We start from the raw sequence: 19,146 nt of genomic DNA, 5'->3' as shown, positions 1-19,146 counted from the left end.
GGCGCGCTGAACCGCCCGCTCCTCACCATCCGCACCGCAAGGAGACGCACCCCCGTGACCAACCATGTCGAGCAGTACCAGGGGAATCTGCAGTACGCCGTCGACATCGTGCTCTGCATCGACGCCACCGGCAGCATGTTTCCCGTCCTTGACACCGTGAAGGCGAGCGCGCTCCAGTTCCACGAGCGGCTGGACGGCGTGATGGGCAAGAAGGGCAAAGCCATCAGTCAGTTGCGGCTCAAGGTGATCGCCTTCCGTGACTTCGGTGACGACCCCTCGACCGCCATCGAGCAGACGGACTTCCTCCATCTGCCGTCCCAGGCACGGGACTTCGAGCAGTTCCTCAGCGGCATCAACGCGACCGGCGGCGGTGACATCCCCGAGTCCGGCCTGGAGGCCCTCGCGCTGGCCGTCAATTCCCCGTGGGAGACCGGCCTCGACCGCAGGCGCCATGTGATCGTGATGTTCACGGATGCCCCCGCCCATCCGCTGGGCACGGCCGGTGCGAGCGCCCAGGCGTATCCGGCGGGTATTCCGCGCAGCATCGACGACCTCTTCGAGCAGTGGGGGTATGCCCGCAGCCAGACCTCGGTCATGGAGCAGTCGGCCAAGCGGCTCGTCCTGTTCGCGCCCGACGAGGCGCCGTGGTCCGACCCCATCGCCGAGGAGTGGGACCTGACGCTCCACTTCGCTTCCAAGGCGGGCCAGGGTCTTGAGGAGTTCGAGATGGACGAGATCATCGAGACGATCGCGAACAGCCTGTGAGACTGGCCTGGCCGGGATTCCGGCTGGAGTGCGGCGGCCCCGAGGGGCAGCTGGAATTCGCCTGGGCCGGGGCCGCGGTGTTCGACGCCAGGGTGGCGTGCTGCGTCGCAGCCACACTCCACCCCGTGGGCCAGGACGGCGGCTGCCAGCTGGTGCTCCGTTTCCAGCTGGGCGCGGGGCACGGTCCCGCGCCGGTGGTGGTGCGCGTGGACGTGCCGCCCGAACAGGGCCGGAACGCCGAGGAGTTCATGCGGGTGCTGTGGACCGCGTACGCGATTCCCGATCGGCCCGCGGCGGAGGCCGGTGCCGCCGATTTCGAGCGTTCTCCCCACGAGGCGGGGTGGATGCTCAGCCCGGCGGCTCCGGCGTCCGAGGAGCTGTTCCAGCTCGTCATGGCGCAAGTGAACGCGGACGACATCTAGTCGACGGCATCTGACGGAGAGGCAGAACGAGGGTGGCGGCTTCGGCCAACTGGCAGTGCGCGGACTGCGACAACGTGAACGGACCCGACGACCGGTCCTGCGACGGCTGCGGCAACGCCCGTCCGGCCCCGGCGGCGCGCCCGGGCACCGCGCGCAAGCAGAGCCCGTCCGGCGGCGCCCCGGCTCCGCGCTCCCCCGCCAAACGCCCGGCTCCGGCGCGGCCGTCCCACGACTGGAAGTGCTCCAAGTGCGATACGAACAACCTCACTTCGGATCTTTCCTGCATCGGGTGCGGCACCGGCTGGAAGGCGGCCACGAAGAAGCCGGCGCCCCGTAAGGCGCCCGCGTCCGGCGGGGCGAAGGGCGCCGGCACCAAGCCGACGGGCCCCGGAGCCCCCGCGCCCAAGCGGCCCACACCGAAGCGGAGCGCTCCGTCGGCGCCCCGCACGCCGCGCGCTTCGCCACCGCCGCCGACCGGACCCACGCGTCCGCGCCCCCACCCCGAGGGGGTCTTCTACCCGCCGCCCGGCACCGGCGGATATGCCCCCAGCGCGCCAGGCCCGTCCGTTGCCCATCCGCCGCCGGCCCCGGCTCCCGCGCCGCCTGCGTATGTCGCCCCGCGCACGTCGTACGTGCCGCGCACGAAGCGGTCCAACGGATGTGTGGGCTGTCTCTCCGCGATCGGACTCGTCTTCGTTCTCGGTGTCTTCGCCGACGGCTGCAAGAGCTTCTTCGACGACGGCTCCGCCTCGGCGAAGCCGTCCGCGAGCGCGAGCGGCCACCCCTGCCCTTCCCGGATCGCCGACGCGCTCCCCAGCGGCGAGGGAGCCGGCCTCGTCGAGGCGTTCCGTACGCAGAACAAGCAGATCACCCTGTGCCGCACGACGGCGGGAGACCTGTACTACTTCGGCGAGTTCAGCGACCACCGCGAGCCGGGCATCGCCATGCGGGCCAAGAAGACGGACAGCGGGTACGAAGCCACGAACACTCCGTACCGCTATGTCATCCACGACGGGGTCGTGACCATCTACGAGTCGGGCGGCAGAATCGGCCAGGAGAAGGTCACTCCCGAGCCTGCGCCGTCCTGAGTCCCGCGCGGCGGCGCGGCGGGCGCTTGCGCACACGGGCCGCCGCGCCGTTCCGCAGGGGCCGCATGCTCAGCCCTCGGTCGGCGTCAGCCTCAGCGAGATGCTGTTGATGCAGTAGCGCTGGTCCGTCGGGGTCGCGTACCCCTCACCCTCGAAGACGTGGCCGAGGTGGGAGCCGCACTTCACGCAGCGGACCTCGGTGCGGGCCATGCCGTGGGAGCGGTCCTCGATGAGTTCGACCGCGTCGCTGTCCTTAGGGTCGTAGAAGCTCGGCCAGCCGCAGTGGGACTCGAACTTCTCGCGGGATGTGAAGAGTTCGGCCCCGCAGGCGCGGCAGGAGTAGACGCCCTCGGTCTTGGTGTCGGTGTACTCACCGACGAAGGCGGGCTCCGTGCCGGCCTGGCGCAGCACCTGGTACTCGGCGGGCGTCAGCTCCGCGCGCCACTGCTCGTCCGGCTTCTCGACGTCGTACGCCATGGGGTGCTCCTCGCTCGGATCAGTTCGTCAGGCGGGTCGGTTCGACTCGCTTCGACAGGCGGGTCAGTTCGACAGGCGGGTCAGGATGGCCGGGCCGAGGTCCGTCACATCGCCCGCGCCCATGGTGAGAACGAGATCGCCGGGGGCCGCCATTCCCGCGATGACGTCCGGGACGGTCTCCTTGTCGTGGACGGCGGTGACCGTGGCGCCCGCCGCCTTGGCCGCGTCGATGATCAGCTCGCTGGTGACGCCGGGAACCGGGTCCTCGCGGGCCGGGTAGATGTCGAGGACGACGGAGAGGTCGGCGAGTGCGAGAGCCTCGCCCATCTCCTTGCCGAGCTCCTGGGTGCGCGAGAAGAGGTGGGGCTGGAAGACCACGAGGAGACGGGATTCGGTGGCCGCGCCCCGCATCGCCTCCAGGTCCGCGGTCATCTCGGTGGGGTGGTGCGCGTAGGAGTCGATGACCTGGACGCCCTTGGCCTCGCCCTTGAGCTGGAGGCGGCGCTTGACGCCGGTGTACTTGCCGAGCGCGGACGCCAGGTTGTGCGCCGGGATGCCGAGCGCGACGCCCGCGGCGAGCGCGGCGACCGCGTTGAGGGCGTAGTGGCGGCCGGGGACCGAGACCGTGAAGGTCAGGAACTTGCCGTTCAGGAGCACGGTCACCTCGGAGGTGAGGCCGCGAGGGGTGATCTTGTGGACGCGTACGCCGGCGTCCTCGGCCTCGCCGTACGTCACGACGTTCAGGCCGGCCTGGTCGCGTACGCGCCGGGCCAGCTCGACCGCGCCCTGCTGGTCGGCGGAGATCACCAGGGTGCCGCCGGGGGTGACCTTGCCGACGAAGGTCTCGAAGGACTCGTAGATCTCGTCCATCGAGGCGTAGTTGGCGTGGTGGTCGAGCTCGACGTTGAGGACGATGGCGACCTCGGGGTCGTACTTCTGGAAGCTGCGGTCGCTTTCGTCGGCCTCGGCCACGAAGATGTCGCCCTCGCCGTGCCGGGCGTTGGTGCCGGGGCCTTCGAGGTCGCCGCCGATCGCGTACGAGGGGTCGAGGCCCAGCTCGGTCAGGGCGACGGCCAGCATCGAGGTGGTGGTGGTCTTGCCGTGGGTGCCGGCGACGGCGATGGCGCGCAGGCCGCCCATGAGGGAGGCCAGCGCGTCCGAGCGGTGCACGACGGGCACGGACAGTTCGGCGGCGCGGGCGAGCTCGGGATTGTCGGCGCGGATCGCGCTGGAGACGACCACACAGGTGGCGTCGGAGGCGAGGTGGCCGGCGGCGTGGCCGATGTGCACGGTGGCGCCGAGCGCCCGCAGCGCTTCGGCGGTGGCGGACTCCTTCGCGTCGCTGCCCGCGACCTGGGCGCCGCGCTGGGCCAGGATCTTCGCGATGCCCGACATGCCGGCACCGCCGATGCCGATGAAGTGCGGCCGTTCCATGGCGGTGGGAATGGCGGAGGCCATGCGGTTCTCTCCCGGGGTGCGACGTACAGAAGGAGCCCCCAGCCTAGTTCCCCCGGGGGCTCCGCTCCGTACACGGCCTCGTGTGCCGTTCACAGCCTCGTGTGCCGTTCGCGGCCTCGTGTGCCGTTCGCGGCCTCGTGCGCCGTTCGCAGCCTCGTGCGCCGTTCGCGGCCTCGAGTGCGGCTTCCGCCTGCCGGGCCGCTTTCCCGGCGCGGCCGGTGCTACTCGCTGTGGGCGAAGAGCTTGAGCACGGGGACGCCCACCTTGTGGCGGGCGCGGGAGGCCCAGTCGCGGTGAAAGAACTCCTCCACGTAGTGCGGGGCGGTCAGGACGATGACCTCGTCGGCGCCCACCTCGTCGACGACGCCCTTGAGCTTGTCCAGCGGATGGTCGTCGACGACCTGGCCCACCGCCTTGCTGCCCGCGTCGCGCAGCGACTGCACCGAGTGCTGGAGGGCGAGCTCGGCGGGGCCCTGTGCGGCCCTGCCCTCCGGTTCCTCGTTCTCATGGACGGCCTCGTCGAGTTCGCCGAGCGCCACGTCGTCGATCGCGCGAAGGAGCCGGTCCTGATCGCCCCTGGGTTGCATGAGCACGACGAAGGACACCGGCTCGTCGCCGTGCAGAGTGGTGACGAATTCCACGTCGACGGAGGTCAGGGGCTTCTCGATCATCAATACGCTCGTGAACACCACAGGCGCCCTTCTGTTCTCTCCATGGCCGCCGCCACCATGAGGTGGCGGGTCCGGCCCCTGCGGAAACCATCCTTCCCCGTGCCCGCACGGGGTGTGCGTGAGGTAAGTGTGCCCAGCGTGAGCTAACCGGAACGACAAATTCCGCCGATTGTCAGATCCGACGGTAACGCGTGTAGAGGAACCCGGCGTCTTCGAGCACCGACGTCGGTGCGAACCGCTGCGGGACCTGCACCGCCGGCCCTCCCGCGATGCGCTGCGCGTCGCCCGCGGTCAGCGTCGGGGACACCGTCAGGCACAGCTCGTCCAGGACGCCCGCGGCCACGAACTGGCCGAGCAGCCGGGGCCCGCCCTCGGTGAGCAGGCGCAGGTGGCCGCGGTCGGCCAGAGCCCGCACCGCACGGCGCGGCTCGACGCCCGGCCCGTCGCCCGCAACCACCACCTCCGCGCCCGCCCGCTCGGCCTCGCGGATCCGGTCGGGGTCCGCGGCCGCGCCGGTCAGGAGGACCGTGGGGACGAGCGGTGAGGTGAACAGCGGGAGCGAGAAGTCGAGGTCGAGGCTGGCCGTGACGACGGCGATCGCCGGCGCGGGGCCCTGTCCGGCCGCCTTGCGGCGCTCGGCGAACTCGGCGCGCGCCTTCGCCGGCCGGTACCCCTCCAGGCGTACCGTTTCCGCACCCACCACGACCACGTCCGCGAGCGCCCGCAGGGTGCCGAAGATACGCATGTCCGTGTCGGAGGAGAGCGGGTGCGAGCGGCCCTCGTGCTGACCGGCCCCGTCGAGCGAGGACACCATGTTGGCCCGCAGCCAGGGGCCGTCCGTGCGCGGGTAGGCGTACGCCTCGGCCAGTTCGTCGAGCGACCACTGCGCGCTCGCGCCGGGCTCGGTGCCCTCGGCGTCCGGTGTCTGGTCGGTCACAGGGAACAGTTGTCGCATGCCGTGCAGTCTGGCACGCCCCTTACAGTGGGGAACTGTGTCGACCAGTCCCATAGCCCAAGCGGCCCCGGTGTCCCTCTGTGCCCGCGCGCCGCACGTTCCGGCCGACCGTCTGGTCGCGGAGATGGTGCCGCCGCCGCGGTTCGACTCGGTCCGCTTCGAGACGTACGTACCGGACCCGAACCAGCCGAGCCAGGCCGAGGCGGTCACCGTGCTCTCCTCCTTCGCGGCGGGGCTCGGCGGGGCGCACGCCTCCGGCGCCAGGCGCCGGTGGTTCGCGAAGAAGCCGGCTGCGACGGCCGGGCCGCGCGGGGTGTACCTGGACGGCGGCTACGGCGTCGGCAAGACCCACCTGCTCGCCTCCCTGTGGCACGCGACCTCGGCCGAGCCCGCGCTCAAGGCCTTCGGCACCTTCGTCGAGCTGACCAACCTGGTCGGCGCCCTCGGCTTCCAGCAGACCGTGCAGACGCTCAGCGGTCACCGGCTGCTGTGCATCGACGAGTTCGAGCTCGACGACCCGGGCGACACCGTCCTCGTCTCCTCGCTGCTTCGCAAGCTCGTCGAGCAGGGCGTGGCGCTCGCGGCGACCTCCAACACGCTGCCCGGCAAGCTCGGCGAGGGCCGGTTCGCGGCCGCCGACTTCCTGCGCGAGATCCAGGGCCTTTCGGCGCACTTCCGCCCGCTGCGGATCGACGGCGAGGACTACCGCCACCGCGGGCTGCCCGACGCACCGCCGCCGTACTCCGACGAGCAGGTCACCAAGGCCGCATACGCCACCGAAGGCGCCGCCCTCGACGACTTCCCGCAGCTCCTGGACCACCTCTCGCGCGTCCACCCCAGCCGGTACGGGGCACTCACCGACGGAGTGCGGGCGGTCTGCCTGACCGATGTGGGGCCGGTGCCCGACCAGTCGACCGCGCTGCGCCTGGTGGTACTCGCCGACCGTCTGTACGACCGTGAGGTGCCGGTGCTCGCCTCCGGTGTCCCCTTCGACCGGCTGTTCAGCGACGAGATGCTGAACGGCGGCTATCGCAAGAAGTACTTCCGGGCGATCTCCCGTCTGACCGCGCTCGCCCGCGACGCGAAGGGCCTTGTGGGGCAGTAGGTTTGGGGCCGAGGGGGCCGAAGCTGCATCCGTCCACCGCCTCCTCGGCCACAGAAGGGAAACATCATGGCCACCACGCGCACGGCGCACACGGTCTGGGAAGGCGAGCTCCTCAAGGGCTCCGGCACCGTCACCTTCGACTCCTCGGGCATCGCCTCGCAGGCGGTCTCCTGGCCGTCCCGCGCCGAGCAGGCCAACGGCAAGACCAGCCCGGAGGAGCTCATCGCGGGCGCCCACTCCAGCTGCTTCTCGATGGCCCTCTCGCACGGTCTGACCGGCGCGGGCAACCCGCCCACCCGCCTGGAGACCAAGGCCGACGTCACCTTCCAGCCCGGCGAGGGCATCACCGGCATCCACCTCACCGTGCGCGGCGAGGTCCCCGGCCTCGACGCGGACGGGTTCCAGGCGGCCGCCGAGGACGCCAAGAAGAACTGCCCCGTGAGCCAGGCGCTGTCCGGCACCACGATCACGCTGAGCGCCGAGCTGGTCTGAGCCGGGGACATTGGTGGCGCGCCCCCACGTGGCGCGCCACCGCCCGGTTCGGGTCGCCCGGTTCGGGTCGCGCGGGTTCAGGTCGCCCGGTTCGTACCGCCCGGTGCCGTTCGCGCGGTTCGGGTCGCTCGGCTCAGGTTGCGCGGTTCAGGTCGCGCGGTTGTTCAGGCCGGAGATGTCGACGGACTGGGCGGCGGGCGGAGTTGCCGTCGGCACGGGCTTGTCGAAGCCGTCGAAGCGCACGGTCGCGTCGGGGGTCTTGGCGCCCGCCTTGGCGACGGTGATCCGTACCGGGTAGGGCGTGCCCGCCGCGGCCACGTCGAGTGTGACGGTCCGTCCCTGCTGGGTGCCGGTGACGGGGATGACCGCGATGCCGTCGACCTTGGCCGGCTTTCCCTTGATGAGTCCGGCGTTCGGCTGCTGGGTGGCGCCGGTGAGGGACTGCCGGAAGGTGTCCAGGTCGCATACGTCGGTGGAGTTGCGCAGGACCGGGTCGTCGGTGGTGCCTTTGAGGTAGCGGTCGCCGACGAGCTGGGCCAGTGCGGCGCCCCGGCCCGGTACCTCGTTCTTCCAGAACGCCGCGTCCGGCTTCAGCCAGACGTCGCTGCCCCGCTTCACGATCTGCACCGAGCCCTGTGGGCCGAGGCTGACCGAGCCCCGGCAGTTCCCCGCCCTGTCCAGGGTGAGGTCGAACGAGGTCGAGGCGCCGGACGTGCCGAGGTCGCCCTTGGCCGTCATGTGCAGGGAGGTCGCGCCGAGCAGGGCCGCGCGGGAGCGCTGGGCGATCTGCTGGGCGGTGAGGGAGCCGGTGTCGTCCGCGTGCGCGCCGGCCGCGCCCGCGAGGGCGAGCAGGGCGGCGACCGAGCAGACCGTCGAGCACACGGCCGCGGTACGAGATCCGGACACAGCGCCTCCCGGGGGCGTGAACCGCGCCCTGACTGCGTGGGGCGCGTTCTTGTGGGCTTCCCCTCCGGCGCTCCCCCGGCTCACCGCCTGGGGAACTTCTTCGGGGTCTCCTACGCATCGGGGGTTCCCTACGGGGTTTCCCTACGCATCGGGGTTTCCCTCTACGCATCGGGTCTCCCTACGCATCGAGCGTAGTCCGCGCCCCCGCGTTCCGCCCCGCCGAACCCCGCGCCGCGGGGCTGCCTGCGCGGACCGGGCGCCGCGCGCCGACCCCACCAGGGCCGAGACCCCCGCCGCCCTCTGTCCGGCATTGGCCGGAATCTCCGGCATGGCGCAGCCACCCTGAACAAATAGTGCAATATGACCAGCTACGTTCCGAACGTGACTATCTCTGTGCGAAAGCTGCTCGCGGTGGCCCTGCTCGGTGCGTCGCTCGCGGGGTGCGGTTCCGACCCCGCCTCGGCACCGCCCAAGAGCGCGAACACGTCCGCTCCGTCCGCTCCCGGTCGCGTCGGTGCGGCCGCGCCCGCGGTGGGCCAGGGCGCTCCGACGATGGCCCCCGGCCCCGGCGGCATCACCCCGGTCTTCGAGCGAGCGCCCGTCACTGCCGGGGGCGAGAAGGTCGTGGCGCTCACCTTCGACGCCGACATGACCGCCGACCAGGGTCCGCGAGCGGCCGGCGGCGAGCACTTCGACAACCCGGAGCTCATCGCCGACCTGCGCCGCCTGAAGGTGCCGGCCACGGTGTTCATGACAGGACGCTGGGCCGAAGAGTACCCGGCCGAGGCCCGGACGATCGGCACGGACCCGAACTTCGAGATCGGCAACCACTCCTACAGCCACTACGCCTTCACGTCCGACTGCTACGGGCTGCCCGTGGTCGAGAAGGGCCGGATGCGGACCGACGTGGAGAAGGCGACGGCCCAGTTCAAGAAGGCCGGGGTGCGCAACGCCGTGCCGTACTTCCGCTTCCCCGGCGGCTGCTACAACGACGAGGTGCTGCGCGCGCTCGCCCCGCTGAAGATGACCGGCGTCCAGTGGGACGTGGTCAGCGGGGACGCCTTCGCCACGGACGCCAACGCCGTGGCCGAGCAGGTACTGGCCGGGGTCAAGCCCGGGTCGCTGGTGGTCATGCACTGCACGCGCAGCGCGGCGCCGGTCACCGACACGGCGCTTCAGCGCATCGTGCCGGAGCTGCGCAAGCGGGGCTACCGCTTCGTGAAGGTCTCCGACCTGATCCGCGGGGCATCCGCCCACCACTAGCAGGAGCAGGCCCCGCCCCTAACCGGAGCAGGCCGTGCGCTGCGCCTCCTGCCACTCGCACACCGGGCAGAGCGTGCTGCCCTTGGTGGACTCCGGGTACTCGGTCGGCGCGCGGCACAGGACGCACTCGGCGAAGGGGCCCTCGTACGCTCCGGGCGCGGGGGCGGCGCCCGGGGGCCGCGCCGCGCAGTAGGTCGTATCGTCGTCCTGCGGCTGCGTCCCGTCCATGTCCCCGAGCCTAATCGGACGGCGGGCCCGGGTCAGCGGCGTCGCGAGCAGCGCGGCCGGCGCGGTGAGGGCGGGGGACCAGCCACGGCCCTGCACCACCGAGCGGCCGCCCAGGGCGCCGACCGACGCGCCGGTCAGGACGCACACCGCGGCCGCGAGCAGTCCCGCCGCCAGTGCGGAGCCCGGGGGACCGCGACCCGGTGACCCTCGCTCGTCGGACCGCTCACGGCGACCACGTACGCCGTGGCCGCGAGGCCGAGCAGGCCGGCCGAGCCCGTCACGGAGAGCAGGGCGACGAGCCTCAACAGGGTTGATTTTCCGGTGCCGTTGGCGCTCTCGACCGAACCACAGCGCCGACGGGCAGGTCGAGGTCGACCGCGCGCAGGACCCAGGGGCCGCCGACGGAGTACCGGCGGCCCACACCCCGCAGCGCGCGTACGGTGCTCAGTGCTGCTGGGCCTTCTGCGGCGTCGCCTCGCTCGGGCGGACTATGACGTACCCCTCGCCCTGGAGCATCAGCTGGACGGCCTCGCCCGAACCGCCGCGCAGCATCGAGCCGATGGACTGGGAGCGGTGCAGGGAGGTCTGGAGGTTGGCGGTCCAGCCGACGACCGCGTCGGTGTCGACGTACACCGGCATCTGCGGCGAGACCGGGATGACCAGCGGGTTGCCCTCGCACATGAGGCCGAGGCGGCCCTGGCCGGTGAAGACGCTGTTGAAGAGGCCGCCGCCGGCGATGCCGGAACCCTTGACGGTCTTGATCTCGTAGCTGAGCGAGGCGTCGAAGCACAGCACGTTGCGGCCGTTGATGGTGAGCGCGTCGCCGCGCTCGATGTCGACGATGAAGCAGTTCTGCGCCTCGTGCGCGAACCAGGCCTCGCCCTGGCCGCTGACCGCCATCAGGGGCAGACCCTCGCCGGTCACCGCACGCTTGAGCATGCCGCCGATGCCCTGGCCCCGGCGCTCGAACTGCAGGCTGCCGCGGTAGGCGATCATCGCGCCCTGGCGCGCGAGCATCTCGCCGTTGACGGCGTACTTGATCGACTTGGCGTTCTCCAGGGTCATTCCGGCGGCGGCCGCCGGCTGGGCCATGTTCTCTTTGGCGAAAAGGTCGCTCTTCATGCGCGCATCCTGTCCCGGAACGAATCATTCCGCCAAGAATCACCGGGACGGGGGCTGGCAGACTGGTCGGGTGAGCACCCAGAACAGCCAGAACACCCCTGCCGAAGACCCGTTCGAGGGCCCTGCGGCAAACCCCGCGATCGGTACGGCGGACCGCACCGCGGACGGTACGGCGGACGGCGCCTCCGAGAGCCCCTTCCACGACGAGTCCCCGCGCGACGGGGCGCCGCAGTTCGTGCTGCCGCTCGTCGTGCACATCGAGAAGGCCGAGCCGCCGGCGCGCACCGACGCGCTGGAGACGGCGGCGCGCGCGGTGCTCGTGATCCTCGCCGACGAGCGGTCGCTGGGCGAGGGGGAAGAGGAAGGCGAGTGGGCGCGGGTCATGCGCGACTGGCAGGACGCGCGGATCCGCAAGGTCGTGCGGCGGGCGCGGGGCGCGGAGTGGCGCAAGGCGTCGGCGCTCCCCGGCATCACGGTCACCGGGAAGGCCGCGGAGGTACGTGTCTTCCCGCCCGTGCCGCTGGACGGCTGGCCCAAGGAGCTGGCCAAGCTCCAGGTGTCCGGGACCGACCTTGACGACCCGTCCGAGCCGGACGCGCCCGACCCGCTCGCGCCGGTGCTCTGGCTCAACCCGGAGCTCGGCATGTCCGCGGGCAAGGCGATGGCGCAGGCGGGGCATGCGGCGCAGCTCGCGTGGTGGGAGCTGTCGGACGCGGAGCGCGCGGCTTGGCGTGAGGCGGACTTCGCACTGTCGGTACGGACGGCGGGGGCGGCCGTGTGGAGGGAGCTTGCCGTCAGCGGGCTGCCGGTGGTTCGTGACGCGGGGTTCACGGAGATCGCCCCCGGCTCCTGCACGGTGGTGGCCGACCACCCGGCCCTGCGCACGCGCCTCCGGCGGGGGTGACGGCGGCCGACCCTGGGAAGCCCCGGTCGGCCGTCCGGCCAACACCGCGCCCCGGCCCGGCATTCCGGGGCGGGGGGGGCGTGTCCGTAGGGCCTCTCACCCGCCCAGTACTACAGCCGGCGGTCCCATGCGAGTGAGCGGCGAGCAGGGATCTCGGAGGATGGACCGGTGCGCCCTTGACCTCAAGTCCAGTTGAGTTTCTACGGTCGATCTCGTCGAACCGAATCAGACGATGACAGGGATACTGGCCATGGAGTACTCGCACCGCGACACCGACCTGATCAAGCAGCCCATCGGCTACTGGAGTTGGGCTGCCGACAAGGCCGTGATCGCCCGCACGCGGGGCGCCCTCGCGGGGATCGGCACCACTCAGCCGCAGTGGTGGGCCCTCGCGCAGGTGGCGAACGCCGACGACGTCAAGCCTCGTGCCGAAGTGTCCCGCCTCCTGCGGAACTACCTCGACGTCGGCCCGGACACCATGGAGTCGGAGATCGATACGGTCATCGCCCAGGGCTGGATCACCGAGGACGGTGAGGGGCGCCTGACCATCACGGCCGAGGGCAGGGCGTTCTACGACAAGGCCGCCGCTCTTCAGGACGAGCTCCGGACAGAACGGCACGCGGACATCTCCGACGAGGAGTACCTGACCACCCTCAAGGTGTTGCAGCGTTTCATCCACAACACGGGCGGGCGGGCTTGGCACCACTAGGGTCACGGCCGGCGGCCGCACGGCGAGTGCGTACGTGCCACTCGGGCACGGCAGTCGCCGCTGCGGGCCAGGGTTTTTCGGCCCCCCGCGACGGCTCCTCCACCAGGTGGCGCCACCCCTGCCGTCACGGCGCGGACAGGGGTGGCACCACCGGCGCCCCTTTCGGCCGCCCGCGTGCCGTTGAACGCATCAGCGATCCCTCACGTATCTCCCCGTACCGCCGAGCGGCGCACGCACGCGCTCTCAACTGGCCACCCCGGGAGGCATCTTGTCGCGTGGAATAGTTCGTTCCAGTCGTTTCGCCCTGCGCCGCGTCAACGGCACCGGGCTGCTCATCGCCGTGCTCGTGGCCACGCTCGGCGCGCTCGCCTTTCCCGTCTGGTCGTACGCCGATCGCTCCGCGACCCCACAGGCCGACCTCAACTCGGCCTCCACGCCCACCACTTGGGGGCCCTTGTCCGCGATGGACCGGGACTTCCTCAACAAGGTGCGGCTCGCCGGGCTCTGGGAGGGGCCGGCCGGGCAGCAGGCGCAGCAGCGGGCGCCCAGCGCCGCGATCAAGGCCGCCGGTGATCACCTCGTCATGGGGCACGCCGCGCTCGACCAGCACGCCCGCGACGTCGCATCGAAGCTCGGCATCGTGCTGCCGACCCAGCCCAGCGCGCAGCAGCAGGGCTGGCTCAAGGAGCTGACAGCAGCGTCGGGGCGCGACTACGAGGTCAAGTTCGCCAACTTGATCCGCGCCTCGCACGGCAAGGTGTTCCTCCTGGTCGCCCAGGTGCGGGCCAGCACCCGCAACTCACTCATCCGCGATCTGGCGACCGACGCCAACAATACCGTGCTCGACCACATGACGATGCTGGAGGCGACGGGCCTGGTCGACTTCGACGCGATGGCCACGTCCAACTGAGCCCGGCCGGCCCGGGGGCCCCGCCCGAGGCCGTCAACCTCAAATCAAGCTCTGAACGTGCCCGCGCGGGGTTCACCGGGGCACCCCCGGGCCATGACCTGTCCATGAAGCACTTGGGCATCGGCATCGGCTGGCGGCCCGACATCGCCGAGGCGGTGGAGGGTCTGCCCGGCATCGACTGGGTCGAGGCGGTCGCGGAGAACCTCTGCCCCGGCCACCTCCCCGACTCGCTGCTCCGGCTGCGCGAGCGCGGCGTCACCGTCGTACCGCACGGCGTCTCGCTCGGCCTCGGCGGCGCCGAACGGCCGGACCCGGCGCGCCTGGCCGGCCTCGCGGCCCGGGCCGAGGCGCTCGGCTCCCCGCTCGTCACCGAGCACATCGCCTTCGTGCGCGCGGGCGGCGCGCTGACCGCGTCGCCGCACCTGGAGGCGGGCCACCTCCTGCCGGTGCCGCGCACCCGGGACGCCCTGCGCGTGCTGTGCGAGAACGTCCGCACCGCACAGGACGCGCTGCCCGTGCCGCTCGCCCTGGAGAACATCGCGGCGCTCATCGGCTGGCCCGATGAGGAGTTGACGGAGGGTCAGTTCCTGGCGGAGCTCGTCGAGCGCACCGGGGTCGGCCTCCTCATCGACGTGGCCAACCTCCACACCAACCACGTCAACCGTGGCGAGGACCCCGCGAAGACCCTGGCCGCGCTGCCGCTCGACGCCCTCGCGTACGTCCATGTCGCGGGCGGCGTGGAGCGGGACGGCGTATGGCACGACACCCACGCCCACCCGGTGACCCGCCCGGTCCTCGACATCCTGGCCGATCTGGCCTCGCGGTGCGCACCACCCGGCGTACTCCTCGAACGGGACGAGGCGTTCCCGCCCGCCGCCGAGCTGGCAGGCGAGCTCGACGCGATCCGCCGCACGCTCACGGCAGCGGCTGCCTCGGGCCCCTCAGCGCCGGCCCCGGCGCCCCGAAACCCGCGCCCCGAGACGGGCACCCCGGACGCCGCCGGACCGCGCCAGCGTCTCGCCCTCGCCCAGACCGCCCTGCTCTCCTCGCTCACCGCAGGCACCCCGGTGCCCGCCGGGTTCGACGGGCGGCGGCTGCGGGTGCAGGCCCGCGCGCTCGTGGCCAAGCGTGCCGATGTGGTGGCCAGGGTGGCGCCCGAGCTGCCGCGTCTGCTGGGCGACGGCTACCGGCAGGCGTTCGTGTCGTACACCGCCTCCCGCCCCCTGCGCGGCGGGTACCGCCAGGACGCCCTGGACTTCGCCCGGTTCCTGCTGGACGCCGGGCGCCCCGCCGATCCGGACGCCCGCCGGGCACTGGCGCGCTGGTTCAAGGAACGGGCCGGGGCGAGGCCGCCGGGGCGGGCGGCGCGACTGCTCCGCACCCTGACCCGGGCGGCCTGAGGGTGACGCGCTGAGCCCGTCAACGTACCGCGTGCGCACGGGAGTTGACGGTGGCTCCCGCAGGACGTGACGACCCCCACACCACCCCGCCCCGCACTTCACGAAAACGCCTTCGGGATCAGCGGCGACCGCACTACCGTGCGCACCGCATCTGGAGGCATTCATGCGTCACACGTGGTCCGGTACCGGACTCGTCGTCACCGCCCTGGCGGCGACCCTGCTCGCCCTGCTCTTCCCCGTCTGGTCGTACGCCGACCGCTCCGGCACCGCGCTCGCCGATCTCGACGCCGGCACGGTGGCGACCCGTTGGGGTCCGCTCTCGGCCGCCGACCGCGACTTCGTGGTGCGGGTGCGGCTGGCCGGACTCTGGGAGGGGCCGGCCGGGCAGCAGGCCGTCGAGCGGCGGCCGGGCGCCGCGATCACGGTGGCGGGAGAGCACCTCGTCGAGGGGCACGCCTTTCTCGACGCCCGGGTCCGCGAGGTCGCCGGCCGGCTGGGCATGGAGCTGCCCGGCCGGCCCAACGCCCAGCAGCGGTCCTGGCTGCGGACGCTGACGGCGGACCGTGGCGCCGCCTACGAGCGGGACTTCGTCAACCTTCTGCGCGCCGCGCACGGTGCGGTGTTCACGCTCGTCGCACGGATCCGGGCCGACACCCGCAACGCGCTGGTGCGCGGGCTCGCCGACGACGCGAACACGACCGTGCTCGACCACATCACGATGCTGGAGGCGACCGGGCTCGTCGACTTCGACGCGCTCGCGCGGGACGGCGCGGCAGCGGCGACGGTGCGCCCGACCGGGCCGCCGCCGCCCACGCCCGGGGCGGTCGTGCCGAGCGCGGCACCCCTTCCGTCCGGGCGGCCCGTGGACACCGGGCCCTCGTTCTCGCTTCCACCGGCCGTGTCCCGCCCGAAGGACGAAGCGACGGCCGGGCCGGAGCTCCACACTCCGTAACGAAGCGATAACCCGACGTCCACATTGTGGACAGGATGTGGCGTCGAAGCGTCAACTTCCGTTACAACTCGGCCATGTTCTGGGTCCTGTTCTTTCTGCCGGCGATCGTCGCGGCCGGGTTGTCCTGCGGCCGGCTCTGTCTAGCCGCCGTAGCCGCCGCACGCCCCCGGCCCCACGAGGACCGGGAGCAGGGCCTGTCCTGTTACGAGGCGGCGTTCCTCGCCGGCGGCCCCTACCGGGTCGCCGATCTCACCCTCGTCTCCATGCACCGCGCCCGCAGGCTGCTGCTCGCGCACACCGGCTGGGCCACCGTCGTCGACCCCGAGGGCCGCGACGAGTTGGAGCGGTCCGTGCTCACCGCGATCGGCCCGGGCGGCCAGGAGCGGATCGCGGCGATACGGGCCGGCACGGCGGCCGCCGAGGCGGTGCGCGCGCTCGCCGACCGGCTCGCGGGGGCCGGGCTCGCCGTCCCCGACGGCGTACGGTCCGGTGTCAGCGCGTCGGTGCGCGCGGTGCGCGGCGCCTGCCTGCTCATCACCGCGCTGGCCGCCACCGCGCTGCTCATGCCGGGCGAGGGGGAGATCGGACGGGCCGAGATCGCCGCCTGGTTCGCCCTCCCCCTCGTCCTCACGCTCGGCTGTCTCGCCATCGCCCGGGTGGAGATTCATCCGCACACCCGCTGGGCATCGCCCGACGGCCAGCGGCTGCTCGGGGGGCTCGACCCGGCGAGCGATCCGCTCACCGCGATCGCCGTGCGCGGCCTCAAAGCGGTGGACGATCCCGACGTGCGCACCGCTCTCACGAGTGGCCGCTTCGCGCATCGGAGTCAATGACCGCGCCCGGCGCGGCCCCGCTGCTTTACTTCCCCCCGTCCGACGTATCCCCTTTTGATCTGTATGTACTTCCGTAGTACCGCAGCACGAAAGGGATGTACCGGCGATGAGAGCTGTAGCGCTGTACGGAACCCTGGGTTCCCTCGTCCTTTCCGCCCTCGTCGCCACGCCCGCGGGCAGCGCCGACGCGCTGACCGCCGAGGCCCGGGGGGCCGAGGCCGCCGCCCAGCGCGCGGCCGCCACCCCGATCACCTTCGGCCACTGCCCCGACGCGGAGCAACTGCCCGCCTCAGTCCAGTGCGGCACCGTCCGGGTCCCCCTCGACTACGCCCACCCGACGGGCCGTCAGATCGGCCTCACCGTCAGCAGGAGCAAGGCGAGCGGCAAGGCCGCCGAGCGCCAGGGCGCCCTCGTCTTCAACCCGGGCGGGCCCGGCGCCTCCAGCATGTACTTCCCGATGGTGGCCGAACTCCCCGACTGGAAGCGCCTGGCGGGGGCCTACGACCTGGTCGGCTACTCCCCGCGCGGTGTGGCCCGCTCGGCCCCGCTGTCCTGCCAGGACCCCGGCGACTTCGCGAAGGCCCCGACCCAGTCGCCCCCGCACCCCTCCGAGTCGTACAAGAAGGAGCGGATCGCGCAGGCCAAGGCGTACGCGCTGGGCTGTGCGCGCAACGCCGGGGACGCGCTGCGCTTCTACACCAGCATCAACAACGCCCGCGACCTGGACGTGCTGCGGGCCGCGCTCGGCGAGAAGAAGCTGACCTTCATGGGCGCCTCGTACGGCACCTACTTCGGGGCGGTGTACGCCACGCTCTTCCCCTCGCACATCCGCCGGATGGTCTTCGACTCGGCGGTCGACCCGGACCCCGACCAGATCTGGTACCGCAACAACCTCGACCAGTCGCTGGCCTTCGAGCGGCGCTGGGAGGACTTCCGCACCTGGGTCGCCAAGCACGACGACGTCTACCACCTGGGCGAGAGCGCCGATGACGTCCTGGAGAGCTACGAGAAGGTGCGGGCCAGGCTCACGCGCGAGCCGGCCGGCGGCACCGTGGGCCCCGCCCAGTTGCAGGCGGCGGTCCTCAAGGCCGGTTACTACGACGACTACTGGGCGAGCCGGGCCACCGCCCTGTCGGAGTACCTCAAGGGCAATCCGAAGCCGCTCATCCAACAGGCCGCGCCCCGGCCCGAGACGGCGCGCGACGACGAGAACGGCAACGCCGTGTACACGGCGGTCGAGTGCAACGACGCCGCGTGGCCGAGGGACTTCGCCACCTGGGACCGCGACAACACGGCGATCGCGAAGGTCGCGCCGTTCGAGACCTGGGACAACGCGTGGATGAACCTGCCGTGCGCCTACTGGCCGGCCCCGCAGCAGAAGCCGGTGGACGTACGGGCCGCGAAGGGGGCGCTGCCGACGACGCTGATCCTGGCGGCCGAGCGGGACGCCGCGACTCCGTACCCGGGGGCCGTGGAGCTCCAGCGGCGACTGCCCGGCTCGGTGCTCATCACGGAGAAGAAGGCCGGCACGCACGGCATCGCGGGCGGCGCGAACACCTGCGTCAACGGCTATGTGGAGGACTACCTGTTGAACGGTCGGACGCCGGTGCGGCGCGCTTCGTGCGCGCCGCACCCGGAGCCGAACCCGGTGTCGCTGGACGAGCGGACGGCCATCAGGCCGCAGCACGTGCTGCCCGCTCTCTGATCTTCCGGGTCAGGGATGAGCCGGGTCCGCTCGCGTGGCGCGGACCCGGCTCACCTGGTCTTGCTAGGCGAGGCCCGCGACGAGGTCGGCGACGCTCTTGCGGCGCCCCGTGTAGAACGGGACTTCCTCGCGGACGTGCATCCGGGCCTCGGAGGCACGCAGGTGGCGCATCAGGTCGACGATGCGGTGCAGCTCGTCCGCCTCGAAGGCGAGCAGCCACTCGTAGTCGCCGAGCGAGAACGAGGCGACCGTGTTGGCCCGCACATCGGGGTAGCCGCGGGCCATCTTGCCGTGGTCGGCGAGCATGCGGCGGCGGTCCTCGTCCGGCAGCAGGTACCAGTCGTAGGAGCGCACGAACGGGTAGACCGAGACGTAGTCGCGGGCGTTCTCGTCGGCGAGGAACGCCGGGATGTGCGCCTTGTTGAACTCCGCGGGCCGGTGCAGCGCCATGTTCGACCACACCGGTTCGAGCGCGCGGCCCAGCTTGGTGCGGCGGAACAGGTTGTAGGCGGCCTGGAGCTCGTCGGAGGTCTCCGCGTGCCACCAGATCATGATGTCGGCGTCCGCGCGCAGACCCGACAGGTCGTAGGTGCCGCGGACGGTGACGTCCTTGGCGGCGAGCTGGTCGAACAGCTCCTGAACCTCGTCGGCGTAGCCGGCGCGGTCCTCAGGGAGTACGTCGCGCAGCTTGAAGACAGACCACAGGGTGTAGCGGATGACCTCGTTGAGGTCCTTCGCCTTCTTCCCTGCGTTGGGAATCTTTTCCGGAGCAGCACTCATG

The 19,146-nt window shown here is 72.0% G+C and carries 21 protein-coding genes and 2 pseudogenes; 13 read left to right on the top strand and 10 right to left on the bottom strand.

Translation table 11 applies throughout. The annotated features are described in order from the left end of the window. The first annotated feature begins 54 nt into the window (after positions 1-54). From AB0D31_RS09110 to AB0D31_RS09100, 3 genes are read left to right on the top strand one after another with little or no spacing between them, the layout of a single operon-like run. Complete coding sequence (locus tag AB0D31_RS09110) at positions 55-765, top strand: vWA domain-containing protein (RefSeq protein WP_362719135.1); 711 nt, start codon at positions 55-57, stop codon at positions 763-765. Beyond that, positions 762-1,187: a hypothetical protein gene (locus AB0D31_RS09105; RefSeq protein WP_362719132.1), complete on the top strand. Its 426-nt coding sequence runs from the start codon at positions 762-764 to the stop codon at positions 1,185-1,187. The genes AB0D31_RS09110 and AB0D31_RS09105 overlap by 4 nt, the downstream gene beginning before the upstream one ends. A gap of 32 nt (positions 1,188-1,219) precedes the next feature. Beyond that, entirely contained in the window at positions 1,220-2,275 is a 1,056-nt protein-coding gene (locus tag AB0D31_RS09100; RefSeq protein ID WP_362719129.1) for a hypothetical protein, read from the top strand. Positions 2,276-2,344: 69 nt separating this feature from the next. On the opposite strand, the gene msrB is transcribed toward AB0D31_RS09100, so the two are convergent. From msrB to AB0D31_RS09080, 4 genes are all read right to left on the bottom strand, one after another. Beyond that, positions 2,345-2,752 carry a peptide-methionine (R)-S-oxide reductase MsrB gene (gene msrB, locus AB0D31_RS09095; RefSeq protein WP_362719126.1) on the bottom strand — a complete coding sequence of 136 codons (408 nt, stop codon included), beginning with the start codon at positions 2,750-2,752 and terminating at the stop codon, positions 2,345-2,347. A 63-nt stretch (positions 2,753-2,815) separates the two neighbouring features. Next, complete coding sequence (murC, locus tag AB0D31_RS09090; protein WP_362719125.1) at positions 2,816-4,210, bottom strand: UDP-N-acetylmuramate--L-alanine ligase; 1,395 nt, start codon at positions 4,208-4,210, stop codon at positions 2,816-2,818. A 221-nt stretch (positions 4,211-4,431) separates the two neighbouring features. Then, entirely contained in the window at positions 4,432-4,899 is a 468-nt protein-coding gene (locus AB0D31_RS09085; RefSeq protein ID WP_362719123.1) for an indole-3-glycerol phosphate synthase, read from the bottom strand. Positions 4,900-5,053: 154 nt separating this feature from the next. Then, entirely contained in the window at positions 5,054-5,836 is a 783-nt protein-coding gene (locus AB0D31_RS09080; protein ID WP_362719121.1) for a pyrimidine reductase family protein, read from the bottom strand. Here AB0D31_RS09080 and zapE point away from each other — a divergent pair. Together zapE and AB0D31_RS09070 are read left to right on the top strand one after the other, a co-directional pair. Beyond that, a complete protein-coding gene (gene zapE, locus AB0D31_RS09075) occupies positions 5,835-6,941 on the top strand; it encodes a cell division protein ZapE (RefSeq protein WP_362719118.1) in 1,107 nt (368 codons plus the stop codon). The genes AB0D31_RS09080 and zapE overlap by 2 nt on opposite strands. Before the next feature lie 66 nt (positions 6,942-7,007). Continuing rightward, entirely contained in the window at positions 7,008-7,433 is a 426-nt protein-coding gene (locus AB0D31_RS09070; RefSeq protein ID WP_362719115.1) for an OsmC family protein, read from the top strand. Positions 7,434-7,580: 147 nt separating this feature from the next. On the opposite strand, the gene AB0D31_RS09065 is transcribed toward AB0D31_RS09070, so the two are convergent. Further along, positions 7,581-8,339: a hypothetical protein gene (locus tag AB0D31_RS09065; RefSeq protein WP_362719113.1), complete on the bottom strand. Its 759-nt coding sequence runs from the start codon at positions 8,337-8,339 to the stop codon at positions 7,581-7,583. A 381-nt stretch (positions 8,340-8,720) separates the two neighbouring features. Here AB0D31_RS09065 and AB0D31_RS09060 point away from each other — a divergent pair, with 381 nt between their 5' ends. Further along, on the top strand, positions 8,721-9,602 hold the full coding sequence (locus AB0D31_RS09060; RefSeq protein WP_362719110.1) for a polysaccharide deacetylase family protein: 882 nt from the start codon (positions 8,721-8,723) through the stop codon (positions 9,600-9,602). A gap of 18 nt (positions 9,603-9,620) precedes the next feature. Here AB0D31_RS09060 and AB0D31_RS09055 read toward each other — a convergent pair whose 3' ends face one another. The 4 genes and pseudogenes from AB0D31_RS09055 to AB0D31_RS09040 all read right to left on the bottom strand — a co-directional run bounded on the left by AB0D31_RS09055 (position 9,621) and on the right by AB0D31_RS09040 (position 10,952). After that, positions 9,621-9,830 carry a hypothetical protein gene (locus AB0D31_RS09055; protein ID WP_362719171.1) on the bottom strand — a complete coding sequence of 70 codons (210 nt, stop codon included), beginning with the start codon at positions 9,828-9,830 and terminating at the stop codon, positions 9,621-9,623. A 134-nt stretch (positions 9,831-9,964) separates the two neighbouring features. Beyond that, positions 9,965-10,135: a hypothetical protein gene (locus AB0D31_RS09050; RefSeq protein WP_362719173.1), complete on the bottom strand. Its 171-nt coding sequence runs from the start codon at positions 10,133-10,135 to the stop codon at positions 9,965-9,967. Continuing rightward, positions 10,121-10,278, bottom strand: a pseudogene (locus AB0D31_RS09045) (ABC transporter ATP-binding protein); the annotation flags it as partial. The pseudogene AB0D31_RS09045 and the gene AB0D31_RS09050, both read right to left, overlap by 15 nt. After that, complete coding sequence (locus tag AB0D31_RS09040) at positions 10,275-10,952, bottom strand: AIM24 family protein (RefSeq protein WP_362719107.1); 678 nt, start codon at positions 10,950-10,952, stop codon at positions 10,275-10,277. The pseudogene AB0D31_RS09045 and the gene AB0D31_RS09040, both read right to left, overlap by 4 nt. Before the next feature lie 139 nt (positions 10,953-11,091). On the opposite strand from AB0D31_RS09040, the gene AB0D31_RS09035 reads away from it, so the two are divergent. The 7 genes and pseudogenes from AB0D31_RS09035 (at position 11,092) to AB0D31_RS09005 (ending at position 18,365) form a co-directional block, all read left to right on the top strand. Continuing rightward, positions 11,092-11,856, top strand: coding sequence for an aminoacyl-tRNA hydrolase (locus AB0D31_RS09035; RefSeq protein ID WP_362719168.1), 765 nt, complete (start codon positions 11,092-11,094; stop codon positions 11,854-11,856). Between the two features lie 250 nt (positions 11,857-12,106). Next, positions 12,107-12,565 (top strand): MarR family winged helix-turn-helix transcriptional regulator, encoded by a 459-nt coding sequence (locus AB0D31_RS09030; protein ID WP_362719165.1) that lies wholly within the window; start codon positions 12,107-12,109, stop codon positions 12,563-12,565. 304 nt (positions 12,566-12,869) lie between these two features. Then, a pseudogene (locus tag AB0D31_RS09025) lies at positions 12,870-13,463 on the top strand (DUF4142 domain-containing protein); the annotation flags it as partial. 116 nt (positions 13,464-13,579) lie between these two features. Next, the gene (locus tag AB0D31_RS09020) at positions 13,580-14,875 is read left to right on the top strand and encodes a DUF692 domain-containing protein (RefSeq protein WP_362719104.1); all 1,296 of its coding nucleotides are present in this window, start codon (positions 13,580-13,582) and stop codon (positions 14,873-14,875) included. A 163-nt stretch (positions 14,876-15,038) separates the two neighbouring features. After that, positions 15,039-15,827, top strand: a complete 789-nt coding sequence (locus tag AB0D31_RS09015) for a DUF4142 domain-containing protein (RefSeq protein WP_362719101.1) — start codon at positions 15,039-15,041, stop codon at positions 15,825-15,827. 74 nt (positions 15,828-15,901) lie between these two features. Further along, positions 15,902-16,660 (top strand): TIGR04222 domain-containing membrane protein, encoded by a 759-nt coding sequence (locus AB0D31_RS09010; RefSeq protein WP_362719162.1) that lies wholly within the window; start codon positions 15,902-15,904, stop codon positions 16,658-16,660. A 106-nt stretch (positions 16,661-16,766) separates the two neighbouring features. Next, positions 16,767-18,365, top strand: coding sequence for an alpha/beta hydrolase (locus AB0D31_RS09005; RefSeq protein ID WP_362719099.1), 1,599 nt, complete (start codon positions 16,767-16,769; stop codon positions 18,363-18,365). Positions 18,366-18,428: 63 nt separating this feature from the next. On the opposite strand, the gene hemQ is transcribed toward AB0D31_RS09005, so the two are convergent. Further along, positions 18,429-19,145 (bottom strand): hydrogen peroxide-dependent heme synthase, encoded by a 717-nt coding sequence (gene hemQ / locus AB0D31_RS09000; protein ID WP_267056975.1) that lies wholly within the window; start codon positions 19,143-19,145, stop codon positions 18,429-18,431. Position 19,146 lies beyond the last annotated feature (1 nt).

Source organism: Streptomyces sp. NPDC048361 (assembly GCF_040651795.1).
Classification (GTDB): Bacteria; Actinomycetota; Actinomycetes; order Streptomycetales; family Streptomycetaceae; genus Streptomyces.
The sequence above is the reverse complement of the archived record's forward strand: the minus strand, read 5'-3'. Positions and strand labels throughout refer to the sequence as shown.

Excerpts from the sequence above, each read along its gene's own strand:
- msrB (WP_362719126.1), bottom strand. The coding sequence starts at position 2,752 with ATGGCGTACGACGTCGAGAAGCCGGACGAGCAGTGGCGCGCGGAGCTG.
- murC (WP_362719125.1), bottom strand. The coding sequence starts at position 4,210 with ATGGCCTCCGCCATTCCCACCGCCATGGAACGGCCGCACTTCATCGGC.
- zapE (WP_362719118.1), top strand. The coding sequence starts at position 5,835 with ATGCCGTGCAGTCTGGCACGCCCCTTACAGTGGGGAACTGTGTCGACC.
- AB0D31_RS09080 (WP_362719121.1), bottom strand. The coding sequence starts at position 5,836 with ATGCGACAACTGTTCCCTGTGACCGACCAGACACCGGACGCCGAGGGC.
- AB0D31_RS09070 (WP_362719115.1), top strand. The coding sequence starts at position 7,008 with ATGGCCACCACGCGCACGGCGCACACGGTCTGGGAAGGCGAGCTCCTC.
- AB0D31_RS09055 (WP_362719171.1), bottom strand. The coding sequence starts at position 9,830 with ATGGACGGGACGCAGCCGCAGGACGACGATACGACCTACTGCGCGGCG.
- AB0D31_RS09040 (WP_362719107.1), bottom strand. The coding sequence starts at position 10,952 with ATGAAGAGCGACCTTTTCGCCAAAGAGAACATGGCCCAGCCGGCGGCC.
- AB0D31_RS09030 (WP_362719165.1), top strand. The coding sequence starts at position 12,107 with ATGGAGTACTCGCACCGCGACACCGACCTGATCAAGCAGCCCATCGGC.
- AB0D31_RS09020 (WP_362719104.1), top strand. The coding sequence starts at position 13,580 with ATGAAGCACTTGGGCATCGGCATCGGCTGGCGGCCCGACATCGCCGAG.
- AB0D31_RS09015 (WP_362719101.1), top strand. The coding sequence starts at position 15,039 with ATGCGTCACACGTGGTCCGGTACCGGACTCGTCGTCACCGCCCTGGCG.
- AB0D31_RS09010 (WP_362719162.1), top strand. The coding sequence starts at position 15,902 with ATGTTCTGGGTCCTGTTCTTTCTGCCGGCGATCGTCGCGGCCGGGTTG.
- AB0D31_RS09005 (WP_362719099.1), top strand. The coding sequence starts at position 16,767 with ATGAGAGCTGTAGCGCTGTACGGAACCCTGGGTTCCCTCGTCCTTTCC.
- hemQ (WP_267056975.1), bottom strand. The coding sequence starts at position 19,145 with ATGAGTGCTGCTCCGGAAAAGATTCCCAACGCAGGGAAGAAGGCGAAG.